This is a genomic window from Bradyrhizobium sp. 930_D9_N1_4, from assembly GCF_052076015.1.
In the GTDB taxonomy this organism is placed as follows: Bacteria; Pseudomonadota; Alphaproteobacteria; order Rhizobiales; family Xanthobacteraceae; genus Bradyrhizobium.
The window spans coordinates 5,860,381-5,874,065 of the sequence record NZ_CP197236.1; the positions used below are offsets into that span (position 1 = coordinate 5,860,381).

Annotated in this window: 10 protein-coding genes; all 10 read right to left on the reverse strand. The window is 66.0% G+C overall.

The window, feature by feature from the left end:
- Window positions 1–209: 209 nt before the first annotated feature.
- The 10 genes from ftsZ to mraY all read right to left on the reverse strand — a co-directional run bounded on the left by ftsZ (window position 210) and on the right by mraY (window position 13,548).
- Entirely contained in the window at window positions 210–2,012 is a 1,803-nt protein-coding gene (ftsZ, locus tag AB7532_RS27900; protein WP_441237895.1) for a cell division protein FtsZ, read from the reverse strand.
- 87 nt (window positions 2,013–2,099) lie between these two features.
- Entirely contained in the window at window positions 2,100–3,422 is a 1,323-nt protein-coding gene (gene ftsA, locus AB7532_RS27905; RefSeq protein ID WP_441237896.1) for a cell division protein FtsA, read from the reverse strand.
- Entirely contained in the window at window positions 3,419–4,441 is a 1,023-nt protein-coding gene (locus AB7532_RS27910) for a cell division protein FtsQ/DivIB (protein ID WP_441237897.1), read from the reverse strand. The genes ftsA and AB7532_RS27910 overlap by 4 nt, the downstream gene beginning before the upstream one ends.
- A 346-nt stretch (window positions 4,442–4,787) precedes the next feature.
- Window positions 4,788–5,774 carry a D-alanine--D-alanine ligase family protein gene (locus AB7532_RS27915; protein WP_441239367.1) on the reverse strand — a complete coding sequence of 329 codons (987 nt, stop codon included), beginning with the start codon at window positions 5,772–5,774 and terminating at the stop codon, window positions 4,788–4,790.
- A 147-nt stretch (window positions 5,775–5,921) separates the two neighbouring features.
- Window positions 5,922–6,839 carry a UDP-N-acetylmuramate dehydrogenase gene (gene murB, locus AB7532_RS27920; RefSeq protein WP_441237898.1) on the reverse strand — a complete coding sequence of 306 codons (918 nt, stop codon included), beginning with the start codon at window positions 6,837–6,839 and terminating at the stop codon, window positions 5,922–5,924.
- Window positions 6,840–6,843: 4 nt separating this feature from the next.
- Window positions 6,844–8,247 (reverse strand): UDP-N-acetylmuramate--L-alanine ligase, encoded by a 1,404-nt coding sequence (gene murC, locus AB7532_RS27925; protein WP_441237899.1) that lies wholly within the window; start codon window positions 8,245–8,247, stop codon window positions 6,844–6,846.
- A gap of 201 nt (window positions 8,248–8,448) precedes the next feature.
- The gene (gene murG / locus AB7532_RS27930; protein ID WP_441237900.1) at window positions 8,449–9,549 is read right to left on the reverse strand and encodes an undecaprenyldiphospho-muramoylpentapeptide beta-N-acetylglucosaminyltransferase; all 1,101 of its coding nucleotides are present in this window, start codon (window positions 9,547–9,549) and stop codon (window positions 8,449–8,451) included.
- 115 nt (window positions 9,550–9,664) lie between these two features.
- The gene (gene ftsW / locus AB7532_RS27935; protein ID WP_441237901.1) at window positions 9,665–10,816 is read right to left on the reverse strand and encodes a putative lipid II flippase FtsW; all 1,152 of its coding nucleotides are present in this window, start codon (window positions 10,814–10,816) and stop codon (window positions 9,665–9,667) included.
- 234 nt (window positions 10,817–11,050) lie between these two features.
- Complete coding sequence (gene murD, locus AB7532_RS27940; RefSeq protein WP_441237902.1) at window positions 11,051–12,448, reverse strand: UDP-N-acetylmuramoyl-L-alanine--D-glutamate ligase; 1,398 nt, start codon at window positions 12,446–12,448, stop codon at window positions 11,051–11,053.
- On the reverse strand, window positions 12,448–13,548 hold the full coding sequence (mraY, locus tag AB7532_RS27945; RefSeq protein ID WP_441237903.1) for a phospho-N-acetylmuramoyl-pentapeptide-transferase: 1,101 nt from the start codon (window positions 13,546–13,548) through the stop codon (window positions 12,448–12,450). The genes murD and mraY overlap by 1 nt, the downstream gene beginning before the upstream one ends.
- Window positions 13,549–13,685: the final 137 nt, after the last annotated feature.

Consider the following 13,685-nt stretch of genomic DNA (forward strand, 5'->3'; position numbering starts at 1 on the left):
CCAAACCCGCCGTATTCGCGCCAAGGCTTAACCAAATTGCGCCGAGTTTTCGGGCCGCTTCCGGCAGTTTTACTGAACCACCGAATAAGTAATTAATGATTTAAAATCAGTTGCTTGCCGGCGCAATCCGGGCATGCACGGGAGAAAAGGAAAGGCCCCGGCAAGCTTGATGCCGGGGCCTTTTTGCGTCTGCCTTATTGTAACAATCCTCAGGTCGCCTGACGCCGCAGGAAGGCCGGGATATCAAGATGGTCGTCACCCTGTGGCGCCGGCGCAACAGGCGCCGGGCGGCCATGCATGTCCAGTCCCTGAGGCGCGGGACGGCGGGCATACTCCGATACCGGATCGCTGGCCGCGATCTGCTGCGCCACGCTCTTCTGCGGACGGCGGTCGGGCAGCGGCGGCATCGCGGGACCTGCCGTGCGGGCGGCGACCGGCGGCTCGCTCTCTTCGTCACGGCGGCCAAGGCCGACATTGGCGAGACGCTGGAGCAGCGACAGGCGGGTCTTCTGCGGGGTCTCGTCTTCAACCTCGCCACGGGCCTGACGAAGCTCGGCCTGAGCCGGCATCGGCAGTTCGTCGATCCGCGGCATCCGCGGCGTGCGGACCGGGCCACGCTCGGCCTGCGGCGGGATGAAGGTGTCCGGCGTCATCGGCTCCTGCATGGCGACCGGGGCCATGTCGGGCTCCGGAAACAGGGTCGGCTTCTGCGCGATCGGGCGCACCGTGACGTCGCCGTAGGTCTGCGGCGCGTGCGCCTGCGGAACTTCCGAGACGGCAGCTGCGATGGCGGCGAGCGCGGCGCGCTCGACATTGGCCCGCGGCGGGGCGACGGGCGCGGGCGCGGCAGCCGGAATCTGCGCTTCCAGCTTCTGGGCGCGTTCGGCCATGCGCTGGTTATCGGCGCGCAGACGCGCGGTCAGGTCGGCGAGACGGCTCTCGGCAGCAACGGCCGGAGCAGCGGGAGCCTGCTGCACCTGCTGAATCTGCTGCGGCGCGGCGTTCGCAACCGGAGCGCTGGTGCCCTGGCTGTTGCGGGCGATCGCGGCCTGCTCGATGCCGGTGGCAACGACCGAGACGCGGATCAGGCCGTCGAGCGCTTCGTCGAAGGTGGCGCCGACGATGATGTTGGCGTCCTGGTCGACTTCCTCGCGGATGCGGGTCGCGGCTTCGTCGACCTCGAACAGCGTGAGGTCCTTGCCGCCGGTGATGGAGATCAGAAGGCCCTTGGCACCCTTCATCGAGGAATCGTCGATCAGCGGGTTGGCGATCGCGGCTTCAGCGGCGGTCAGCGCGCGCTTGTCGCCGGAGGCTTCGCCGGTGCCCATCATCGCCTTGCCCATCTCGCGCATGACGGCGCGGACGTCGGCGAAGTCGAGGTTGATCAGGCCTTCCTTGACCATCAGATCGGTGATGCAGGCGACGCCCGAATAGAGCACCTGGTCGGCCATCGCGAAGGCGTCGGCGAAGGTGGTCTTCTCGTTGGCGACCCGGAACAGGTTCTGGTTCGGGATGATCAGGAGCGTGTCGACGACCTTGTGCAGCTCGTTGATGCCGGCTTCAGCGGTGCGCATGCGGCGGCCGCCCTCGAAGTGGAACGGCTTGGTCACGACGCCGACGGTGAGGATGCCCATCTCGCGTGCGATCTTGGCGATCACGGGAGCAGCACCGGTGCCGGTGCCGCCGCCCATGCCGGCGGTGACGAACACCATGTTGGCGCCCGAGAGATGGTCGCGAAGCTCGTCCATGACCTCTTCCGCAGCCGCCGCGCCGACGACCGGCTGCGAACCTGCGCCGAGACCTTGCGTCGCGGCCGTGCCCATCTGCACGATGCGCTGCGCCTTCGACATCGTCAGCGCCTGCGCGTCGGTGTTGGCGACCACGAAATCGACGCCCTGGAGGCCCGCCGTGATCATGTTGTTGACGGCGTTGCCACCGGCGCCGCCGACGCCGAACACGGTGATGCGGGGCTTCAACTCGTGAATATCAGGAACGTTGATGCTGATGGTCATGTTTGCCTCTCGATCACGTGCGCGTGGGTTCGCCCCGGCCGACGGCCGCGGGTGTTGGTGAAATTCGAAGATTGCGGAACCGGTTCATCAGAAGCCCTCGCGTAGCCATCGTCCGACCTTTCCAAAATAGCCGCCCGTCCCTGTTCTGACCTGCTGCCGCGTATGCCGCGGTTCGACATGTTCGTGGTGAACATATTGCGGATAGACGAGGAGTCCGGCCGGCACCGCGAACGCGGCGTTCTTCGCCTCGTTGGGCAGCCGGCCGAAGCCGAGCGGACGTCCGACCCGCACGGGCCGGCCGAGAATCTGGGTGCCGAGCTCGACGAGCCCGGTGAGCTGCGAGGCGCCGCCCGAGAGCACGACGCGGCCGTTCGGCTCCGAGGCGAAGGGCGAATCCTTCAGCTTGTCCCGAATCATTTCGAAGACTTCCTCGGCACGGTGCTTGACGATGTTGGCGATGGTGGCGCGGGAGACGATCTGCGGCAGATCCTGCTCGTCACCGGCTGTCGGTACAGACATCAGCTCACGCGAGTCCGATCCGCCGGTGATGACGGTCCCGTATAACGTCTTGATTCGCTCGGCATCGGCAATGGTCGCGGAGAGTCCGCGCGCGAGATCCATCGTGATGTGTTGCCCGCCGACCGCAAAACCGGCCGCATGCACGAAGCGGCCGCCGGCATAGACCGCGATCGTCGTGGTGCCCGCGCCCATCTCGACGACGGCCGCGCCGAGATCGGCCTCGTCGTCGGTCAGCACCGACAGGCCGGCCACATAGGGGCTGGCCGCCATGGCTTCGACATTGATGTGGCAGCGCTCGACCGCGAGCATCAGGTTCCGCGCCACGGTGGCGTCGCAGGTGACGACGTTCATGTCGACGCCGAACTGGTGCGCGACCATGCCGCGGGGATCGCGAATGCCCTTGACGCCGTCGAGCGTGTAGCCGACCGGCAGCGCATGCAGCACGGTGCGGCCTTCGCCGGTGGCGTGGCGCATGCCGGTGGAGGTGACGCGGCTGACATCGGCCGGCGTCACGGCGCCGCCGCGGATGTCGGCGGCAGCTTCGACGAGCTGGCCGGAGAGCCGGCCGCCGGAGACCGACAGCAGCACGGACTCGACCCGCACCTTGGCCATTTTCTCCGCAAGACCGACGGCCTGACGCACGGCCTGCTCGCATTCGCCGAGATCGACGACCGCGCCGGCCTTCATGCCGCGCGACTGGATCTGGCTGTAACCGATCAGCTCCACCGCGTGGCTGCGGCCGCGCAGCGCGTCGCTCGGCGGCGACGGCCGCAGCCGTGCGATCATGCAGGCGATCTTGCTGGTGCCGATGTCGAGACAGGCGACGAGACCGCCGCGCTTGTGCGGCATCTGGCGCGTCTTCGGCGTCTGGGTGCGATCGAGACCGGTCATGCGGCGTCCCCGGCCTTCTTTTTCTTCTTGTCCTTGAACAGGTCCTCGCGCGCCTTGGCGGCGTCATCGGACAGCTGCACTATCAGACGATCCGGCAGGCGCATGTCGACGGCGACGATGTCGCGTGAGAACAGCCTGTCCTCCCTGTCGAGCTTCGACAGCATTGCCAGCGCATTGCCGACGTCCTGCTCGGGCAGACGGATGTCGAGGCCGTCCTTGAGCCTCAGGTTCCAGCGCCGCTCGCCGACATAGATCGCGGCCTTGGTCACCGAATTGATCTGCGGATAGCGCGCCAGCAGCGCCAGGAAATCGCGGGCCTGCGTTTCGGCGCCCTTGCCGACCACGAGCGGCAGCGACAGGAAGCGGCGCGAGACGTAAGGCTCGAGCACGGCGCCGTCGTCGGCGATGACGGAGAGCCGGCCGGCCTCCTGCCACAGCGCGAACGCCTTGCGCTCGGTGAGCTCGATCATGAGCTGGCCCGGATAGAGCTTCAGCACGGTCGCATCGGCGATCCAGGCATTGGCCTTGAGCTTGTCGCGCACGGCGTCGGCATCGAGGAACAGCAGCGAGGAACGGCCGCTGACGCCGCCGATCGCGAGGATCTCGTCCTGGCTGAGCTGCTTGCGGCCGTTGATCACGACCGAGGTGATGCGGAAGCCGGCGGAATTGGCCAGCGCGTTGCGGGTGTCGCTGACCGCGGCGATGAAATCCTGGAGATGGCCGCCCTTGACGATACCGAAGCCGCAGCTCCCGAGCAGCAGCAGCACGGTCATGGTGATCCCGACCCGGCGCGGCGCATAGCGCTCGACCAGCGCGACCACGCGCGGCGGCGGCTCGCGCTCGACGACGAGATTGGCTTTGGCCTTGATCTTGTTCTGGGCGGCAACGCGCGTCTCGGCGCGCCTGTCCTGGACCCACTCGCGCAGAAGCACGACCGCTCCGATAGCGGCCGCCTTCAGGTCAGCTTGGGGCCTCAGCGATCTGAAAAACGACCGGGTGAGGCTTCCTGCACGATCCATTGCACGAGCTCGTCAACAGTTTGCCCGCGACACCGCGCGGGTCCTGGCGAATCTGACGTCTCGGTCTTGCCGGGCCGGGTGCTGGTCTTCAGCAGATGAAGCCTCTCCCCATCAGAGCGTTCGCTGCAGGTTTCCCCCGAAACAGCTCACGCGCCGGCAGCCAAAACGCCATATGCGCCGCCAGCGTTAACCTTCGGCTGTCCTGGTAAACAAAAGGTAAAGTTCGTTAACGCGGAATGCGTTTTGCCGAGGCATGTGAGGCATTTATGCCGCGATCTCCGGCATTTTACCGGATTTGGGGCCCAAAGCGGGCTGTTTCGCCGGTTCGGCCGTTAACCAGTCCTAACTATTTCCGCACGGCCCGCCCAGCCAGCTCGACCAGGCCGCGCAGGAAGTCGACGAAGGCGATGCCTTCGGCTTTCAGCGCCTTGGGGTAGAGCGAGGACTTGGTCAGCCCGGGCAGCGTGTTGGTTTCGAGATAGACGAGGCCCCTGGCCGAGACGATGAAGTCCGACCGGGAATAGCCGGTGCAGGACATCGCACGATGCGCCAGCATCGCCTGCTCCTTGAGCGCGGCGGTGATCTCGGGCGCAAAACGCCCGGGGCAGATCTCCTGGGTCGACTTCAGGAGATATTTTGCGGCGTAGTCGAAACTGCCCTCGCCCGGAATGATCTCGATCGGCGGCAGCGAGATGATTGACCCGTCGGTGCGCTCCAGCACGCCGCAGGTGGCCTCGACGCCGGCAATGTAAGGCTCGATCACGTACTCCTCGTGCTTCGCGGCATTGCGGACGGCGACAAGGTCCTGTTTGGCGTTGACGAAGATCAGGCCGTAGCTCGAGCCGTCGCGCGCCGGCTTGGCGATCAGCCGTCCGTATTCGGCGAAGGCGTCGGCGATGTTCTCAAGCGCCACGTTGGCCGGCGGCGTCACACCGCCGAGCGCCGCGAAATGCTTGGCCGCGATCTTGTCGAAGGCGAGATGCGAGGAAGCCGAACCCGAGCCGGTGAACGGCACGCCGCGCGCCTCGCACATCACCTGCAATTCGCCGTTCTCCGCGCGCCCGCCATGCAGGCCGAGCACCAGCACGCGGTCTTCGGCCTTGGCCTGGTCGAGCGCCTGCGCCAGCGGAATGCCTGACGTGCCCGGCTTTAACTCGTCCTCGAACGGGCGGGCGTGCTCGAGCAGTTGTTTCGACTGCACGACATGCACCTTGTCCTCGACGTCCCACCACCAGAGATCGGCCTCGGGCAACGCCTGGTGCAGCGCCTGGGCCGAGGCGACTGAAACCAGACGTTCCCTGTTGGTGCCGCCGAAGAGGATGGTGATGCGCATGTTCATCGTTCTCTCTAGTTCGTCATTCCGGGGCGCGACGAAGTCGCGAGCTACGATGCGCAATTGCGCATCTGAGAATCCATAACCACAGCTTGGGGTTATGGATTCCGGGCCTGCGCCTAACGGCGCATCCCGGAATGACGGTGGTCATGAAACCCCAATCCGCTTGATTTCCCAGTGCAGCTCGATGCCCGAATTCGCCTTGACGAGCTCGCGCACGGTCTCGCCCAGCGTCTCGATGTCGTGCGCGGTGGCATCGCCGTTGTTGATCAGGAAATTGCAGTGCATCTCCGAGACCTGTGCGCCGCCGACGCGCAGGCCACGGCAGCCGGCGGCGTCCACCAGCTTCCAGGCGGAATGGCCCGGCGGATTCTTGAAGGTCGAGCCGCCGGTCTTTTCGCGGATCGGCTGCGCGGTCTCGCGGTGGGTCTGCACCTCCGCCATGCGCGCGCGGATCATTTCAGTGTCCCTGATCTCGCCGCGGAAGCGCGCGGAGGTGAAGATGATGGAGGGATCGACACCGCTGTTGCGATAGACGAACTTCATGTCGGCATTCGAGAAGACGTGCTTCGCACCGTCGCGCCCGACGCCCCGCGCCTCGATCAGCACATCCTTGGTCTCGCCGCCATTGGCGCCCGCATTCATGCGCAGCGCGCCGCCGATGGTGCCGGGAATGCCGAAATAGAATTCGAGCCCGCCGATATTGGCGGAGGCGGCAACTTCCGCCACGCGCTTGTCGAGCGCGGCAGCACCCGCGGTCACGACATCGCCGCTCGCACTTGCCTCGCCGAAGGCGCGCGGCGCGAGACGGATCACCACGCCCGCGATGCCGCCGTCGCGCACGATCAGGTTGGAGCCGACGCCGACGACGTAGACGGGAATGTCGGACGCGAGATGCGTCAGGAAATAAGCAAGATCATCCTCGTCGGCCGGTGTGAACAGCACCTGCGCCGGACCACCGACGCGAAACCAGGTCAGCTCGGCCAGCGACTGGTTCGCCAGCAGCCGGCCGCGGAGTTGCGGCATCGCTGCTTTGAGATCGGGAGTGATGTCGGGAAAGCTCACCGCCCTACCCCAGCGCCTTCAACTGGTCCGGCAGCGCATACGCCCATTGCGTGATGTTGCCGGCGCCAAGGCAGACGACGAGATCGCCGGACTTCGCAAGTCCCTTCACAATGCCAGCGAGCTCCGATGCCGCCGGCAGCGGCACCACCTCGCGGTGGCCATGCGCGCGCAGGCCTGCGACGAAATGATCGCGGTCGATGCCGTCGATCGGCGCTTCGCCGGCGGCATAGACGTCGGCGACAACCACCGCATCCGCATCGTTGAAGCAGGTACAGAATTCCTCGAACAGCGATTGCAGACGGGTGTAGCGATGCGGCTGCACCACGGCGATCACCTTGCCGTCGTAGGAATCGCGCGCGGCCTTCAGCACCGCCGCGATCTCGACGGGATGATGACCGTAATCGTCGATCACGGTGACGCCGTTCCATTCGCCCGTCTTGGTGAAGCGGCGCTTGACGCCGCCGAAGCCGGCGATCGCCTTTTGAATGTCGCCGTCGGACACGCCGAGCTCGCGCGCAACCGCAATCGCCGCCGTCGCGTTGGAGGCGTTGTGACGGCCCGGCATCGGCAGCGTCAAATCGGCAATCTCGTGCACGGCGCCGGTCTTGCGATCGCGGAACGCGACCTTGAACCTGGAGCCGCCGCCCGTCGGCGTCAGATCGACGAACCGCACATCGGCCTGCGGATTCTCGCCGTAGGTGATGATGCGGCGGTCCTCGATCTTGCCGACGAGGGTCTGCACCACGGGATGATCGATGCACATCACGGCAAAGCCGTAGAACGGCAGGTTCTCGACGAAATGCCGGAACGCGTCCTGCACGGCCTCGAAGGTCTTGAAGTGGTCGAGATGCTCGGGGTCGACATTGGTGACGATCGCGACATCCGTCGGCAGCTTCAGGAAGGTGCCGTCGCTCTCGTCGGCTTCCACCACCATCCACTCGCCGGCGCCGAGACGCGCGTTGGAGCCGTAGGCATTGATGATGCCGCCGTTGATCACGGTGGGGTCGAGCCCGCCGGCGTCGAGCAGCGTCGCGACCATCGTGGTCGTGGTGGTCTTGCCGTGGGTGCCGGCGATGGCGACGCAGCTCTTCAGCCGCATCAGCTCGGCCAGCATCTCGGCGCGGCGCACCACGGGAATGCGCCGCTCGCGCGCCGCCATCAGTTCCGGATTGTCGCGCTTGATCGCGGTGGAGACCACGACGACCTCGGCGCCGTCGACATTCCCGGCCTTGTGGCCGACCGAAACCTTCGCGCCGTTCTTGCGCAGACGGTCGAGATTGTAATTATCGGAGGCGTCAGAGCCCTGCACGGCATAGCCGAGATTGAGCAGCACCTCGGCGATGCCGCTCATGCCGATCCCGCCGATCCCGACGAAGTGGATGGGTCCGATCTCGCGCGGCAGTCTCATGCTTTATCCCGTCGTTCCGTCGTCATGCCCGGGCTCGTCCCGGGCATCCACGAATCCTTACCACTTCTTGCAAGACGTGGATGCATAGGCACTCGGTATACCGAGTGCCGTCTCTTTTCAAAGGACCAAGTCGGATAAATCCGACTTGGTCGGACAAGCCCGGCCATGACGGCAAAAGTAGGAAATTTGGCCGGTTTCGCGTCAGATTCCTGCGACTTTGGCCACAAGATCGGCCAAGCGCTCGGCAGCGTCCAGCCGTCCTGCCCCCTTCGCGGCCGCGGCCATCGCCGCGAGGCGCGCAGGCTCGGCGGCGAAAGCGGAAATCTCGGCCGCCAGACGATCGGAAGTGAACTCGGTCTGCGGAATGCGGATGGCCCCGTCCACCTTGGCCAGCACGCCGGCATTGGCAAACTGGTCCTGGTCGATCGATCCCGGCAGCGGCACCAGGATCGAGGGGCGTCCGATCGCCGCGAGCTCGGCCACGGTGCCGGCACCGGAGCGCGACACCACGAGGTGATTGGAGGCAAGCCGTGCAGGCAAATCCGTGAAGAACGGCGCCAGCTCGGCATCGACCTTGAGCTTGTCGTAGACGGCGCGGACGCGGACCATGTCCTCGTCGCGGACCTGCTGGGTCAGGACCAGCCGGCTCCACAGCGCAGGCTCCAGCCGCTCGATCGCGCCGGGCACGATGTCGGCCATGATGCGTGCGCCCTGGCTGCCGCCGACGACGAGCAGGCGCAGCGGGCCATTCACCTCGGGCGCGGCGTAAGACGCGGCAGCCGCAGCGAGGACCGCCGGACGCATCGGCGTGCCGACCGTGGTGGTCTTTCCCGATAGCGCCGGATCGCGGTCGAGCACGCCGGGCAGCGACGTCGCGATAGCGCGGACGCGCCCCGACAGAAACCGGTTGGCGCGGCCGAGCACGGCATTGGCCTCGTGGATGATGCCGGGCACGCCGGCGAACTTTGCTGCGACCAGCGGCGGCAATGTCGGGTAGCCGCCGAAGCCGACGACCGCGACGGGCTTCAACCGCTTGATCAGGCGATATGCCGAGAACGTCCCCGCGGCGAGCGTGAGGCCGGCATAGGCGAGCTGCAACGGATTGCGGCCCCGCGCCGTCTCGCTCGAGACGACGTCGATCATGTCCTTGCTGAAGAGGCCGCTATAGCGCAGCGCGCGCTCGTCCGTGACGAGACGGACGCGAAAGCCGCGCCGGATCAGCTCGACGCCAAGCGCCTCGGCCGGAAACAGATGCCCGCCGGTGCCGCCCGCGGCGAGAAGAATCAGGGGGGAATTGTCCATGGTGGGGCAGTTTTACAGTGTCTCTCCCGTCATTGCGAGCGCAGCGAAGCAATCCAGACTGCCTCCGCGGAGACAGCCTGGATTGCTTCGTCGCTTCGCTCCTCGCAATGACGGCTTACGCGTAACTCCGCATCGCGTCGGCGCGGCCGGTTGCCTCGACCTCCGTGCGCGGGCGCAGGCGCGTCAACGCCAGCATCATGCCCACGCCGTAAGCGAGCGACACGATCGAAGAACCGCCGTAGGAAATGAACGGCAGCGTCATGCCCTTGGCTGGGATGAGCTGGAGGTTGACCGACATGTTGATCGCGGCCTGCACGCCGAACAGGATCGCAAGACCCGAGGCTGCGAAGCGCGAGAACATATCCTCTGTGGCATAGGCACGCGACAGCGTGCGGATGACGACGAAGGCGAACAGCGTCAGCATGGCCAGGCACAGGATGATGCCGAACTCTTCGGCGGCCACCGCGAACACGAAGTCGGTGTGGCTGTCCGGCAGGCTGCGCTTGGCGATGCCCTCGCCCGGTCCGAGCCCGAACCAGCCGCCGTTGTAGAAGGCTTCCATGGCGGTATCGACCTGGAAGGTGTCGCCGGAAGCCGGGTTCATGAAGCGCTTGATGCGTCCTGCGACGTGAGGAACAAAGAGGTAGGCGCTGAAAAGGCCGGCCGCGCCGATCCCGGCAAGGCCAAACACCCAGATCATGCGCATGCCCGCGATGAAGAACAGCGAGCCCCACACCATCAGGATCAGCATGGTCTGGCCGAAATCCGGCTCCATCACCAGCAGCGAGACCAGCATCAGGAGCAGCACCAGCGCCATCGAGGTCGCCGGCATCTCCGGCCGCTTGGTCGATTCCGCGAACAGCCAGGCGGCGATGACGACGAAGGACGGCTTGGCGATTTCGGATGCCTGGATGTTGACGCCGAGCAGCGTGATCCAGCGCCGCGAGCCCTTCACCTCAGGCCCGATCGCAAGCGTCAGCACGATCAGAATGATGCTGGCCGCGAAGATGATCAGCGCCGAGCGGCGGATCGCGCGCGGCGACAGAAAGGACACCCCGAGCAGCACCAGGCAGGACGGGAGGAGGAACATTACGTGGCGGCTGAAGAAATGGAACGGGTCGAGCCCGATGCGGGTCGCGACCGGCGGGCTCGCCGCCAGCGACAGGATCACCCCGGTCAGCATCAGCGCCAGGATGGCGCCCATCAGCGGCTTGTCGACGGTCCACCACCACTCGGAAAAGGGGGTGCGTTCTTCACGGGAGAGCATGGGCGGCCGCTTTCGGACAGAGGTCGGTCCATTGGTCGCCGAGGTTGGTTACCGGGGGGTTAAGGAGTTCGATAACTTTGGCGATAGCCCACAGCGCGACCAAAAATGGTGGTCATGCCCCGCGAAGGCGGGGCATCCAGTACGCTGCGGCCCTCGGCTCAAGCTCCGTCTCTGGAATACTGGGTCACTCGCCTGCGCGGGTGACGACAGCGGAGAATGAGGAGCAAGCGAGCGTCACACCACCGGTTTCACGCCCGGCAGCGCTTGCACCAGATCTCGAAACTTTGTGCCGCGGATCTCGAAGTTGCGGTACTGGTCGAACGACGCGCAGGCCGGCGACAGCAGCACGACCGCATCAGTGAGGCCGGATGCTTCCGCATCGCGCGCGGCGTGCTCGACGGCCACGTCGAGCGTCTGGCTGATCTCGTGCGCGACTGTGCCGAGTGTGCCCGAAAACTCCTGCGCGGCCTCGCCGATCAGATAGGCTTTGCGAATGCGCGGGAAGTAACCGGTCAGGCCCGTGATGCCGCCCGCCTTGGGCTTGCCACCGGCGATCCAGAAGATGTCGGCAAAAGACGACAGCGCATGCGCGGTGGCGTCGGCGTTGGTGCCCTTGGAGTCGTTGACGAACAGCACGTTGCCGCGGCGGCCGACCTGCTCCATGCGGTGCGCGAGGCCCGGAAAGCTGCGCAACCCGTTCTGCAACACATCGAGGCTGATGCCCATCGCGAGCGCGGCGGCGGCGGCGCAGGCCGCGTTCTGCGCGTTGTGCTGGCCGCGCAGCGAGCCGATGCCGCCGAGCTTTGCAATCTCGCTGCGCGCGCCGCCCGCGGTCCGCACGATGGTGCCGTGCTCGACATGGATGCCGCTCGCCAGCGGATTCCTGACGGAGACGCGCTCGACCTTCTTGCCGGCACGGTCGAGCCGGTCGGCGATGTCGCGGCAAAAACCGTCATCGACGCCGACGATCGCGGTACCGCCCGTCTGCACACCGGCGACGAGGCGCTCTTTCACCGCGGCGTAGTGCGCGATGGTGCCGTGGCGATCGATATGGTCCTCGCTGACATTGAGCAGAATGCCGACCGAGGGATCGAGCGAGGGCGTGAGATCGATCTGGTAGGACGACATCTCGATGACGTGGACGCGGCCCATGCGTGGCGGTTCCAGCGACAGGATCGCGGTGCCGATATTGCCGCCCATCTGGGTGTCGTAACCGGCGACCTTCGTCAGATGCGCGATCAGCGCCGTCGTGGTCGACTTGCCGTTGGTGCCGGTGATGGCGACGAACGGTGCGTCCGGCGCATGGCGGCGGCGCTCGCGGCAGAACAGCTCGATGTCGCCGATCACCTCGACACCGGCCTCGCGCGCCTTCAGCACGCTCCAGTGCGGCACCGGATGGGTCAGTGGCACGCCCGGCGCAAGCACGAGCGCGGCGAAATTCGCCCAGGAGACGTTGCGCAAATCGGCGGTGATGAAGCCGGCCTGCACCGCCTTGGCGACGTTCTCGGCGTTGTCGTCGGCGGCGATCACCTCGGCGCCGCCGGCCTTCAGCGCGTGGCAGGAGGCGAGCCCCGAGCCGCCGAGGCCGAACACCGCGACCGTCTTGCCGGCAAAGGACGTGACCGGGATCATCAGCGCAGCTTCAGCGTCGACAGGCCGGCCAGCGCCAGCATCACCGAGATGATCCAGAAGCGGATCACGATCTGCGGCTCGGTCCAGCCGAGCTGCTCGAAATGGTGGTGGATCGGCGCCATCCGGAAGATGCGCTTGCCCGTCAGCTTGAACGACACCACCTGCACGATGACGGAGACCGCCTCCAGCACGAACAGGCCGCCGATCACCGCCAGCACGATCTCGTGCTTCACCGCCACCGCGATCGCGCCGAGCATGCCGCCGAGCGCGAGCGAACCGGTGTCCCCCATGAAGATCGAAGCCGGCGGCGCATTGAACCAGAGAAAACCGAGGCCGGCGCCGAGCAGCGCACCACAGAGCACGGCCAATTCGCCGGTGCCCGCGACATATTTGATCTGGAGGTAGTCAGCGAAGACCGCGTTGCCGGCGAGATAGGCGATCATCGCAAAGCTCGCGGTCGCGATCATCACGGGCACGATGGCGAGGCCGTCGAGACCGTCGGTGAGGTTCACTGCATTGCCGGCGCCGACGATGACGAAGGCGCCGAAGACGACGAAGAACCAGCCGAAATGCAGCACGGTATCCTTGAGGAAGGGGATCGAGAGCGCGGTCGACGCGGGATCGCGGTTCAGCCGCACCAGCGCGTAGCAGGCGACCAGCGCGATGGCGGCTTCGATCAGCAAGCGCAGCTTGCTGCCGAATCCGGTCGTCGTCTGCTTGGTCACCTTGAGGTAATCGTCATAGAAGCCGACGAAGCCGAAGCCGAGCGTCACCGCCAGCACGATCCAGACATAGGGGTTGAGCGGATTGGCCCACAGCACCGTTCCGACCGTGAGGCCGGACAGGATCATCAGTCCGCCCATGGTGGGCGTACCTCTCTTGGCAAGGTGCGATTGCGGACCGTCGGCCCGGATCGGCTGGCCCTTGCCCTGGCGGATGCGCAGATGATCGATGATCCAGGGGCCGAACAAGAATACAAACAGCGCGCCGGTGACGACGGCGCCACCGGTGCGGAAAGTGATGTAGCGGAAGACGTTCAGGAAGGTGCGGACGGCACCGAAGCCAAATGTGTTGGAGAGTTCGATCAGCCAGTAAAACATTCAGACGGTCCTATGGCGCCTTTGCACACGGCCCTTGGTTGGCCTTATCACCGTGCGTTACGCGCATTCGCTGGTCTTCATCGTGGGGTCGGGCGACCTCTAAAGAAAACACTTCGCGCCGCAAAAGGTGGGATTCG